This is a genomic window from Streptomyces huiliensis, assembly GCF_020037025.1.
Taxonomy (GTDB): Bacteria; Actinomycetota; Actinomycetes; order Streptomycetales; family Streptomycetaceae; genus Streptomyces; species Streptomyces huiliensis.
The window spans coordinates 1-327 of record NZ_JAIQLH010000559.1 but is presented as its reverse complement, the minus strand read 5'-3'; the positions used below and the strand labels follow the sequence as shown (position 1 = coordinate 327).

Annotated in this window: 1 protein-coding gene; it reads left to right on the top strand. The window is 80.1% G+C overall.

Annotation, left to right across the window (positions count from 1 at the left end):
- A partial coding sequence (locus JNW98_RS35850; protein WP_223772417.1) for a DUF4439 domain-containing protein occupies positions 1–213 on the top strand: 213 nt, incomplete at its 5' end.
- Positions 214–327: the final 114 nt, after the last annotated feature.

The window sequence follows — 327 nt, the reverse complement described above, 5'->3', positions numbered from 1 at the left end:
GCCCCCGCCGCGGTGCGGCTGGCGGCGGAGCTGGAGAGCCGGGTGGCGGTCGTCTACGCCGACCTGGTCGCGGCGGCGGACGGCGCGCTGCGCGGGGAGGCCGCGGCGGCGCTGCGTGAGGCGGCGGTGCGGGGAACGCGCTGGCGGGGCGGCAGCGTAGCCTTCCCTGGGCTCGTCGGGCGGGCCCCGGCCGGCGGACCGGACGGCGCGTAGCGCCCGCCCCCGACGGCTCCACCGGCACGACGAAAGGGACGGCACAGGGATGGGCCACGCGAACGACCGCCTCGAACCGCCGGAACGGCTGGTTCGGGCCCTGGGCTCCGATCC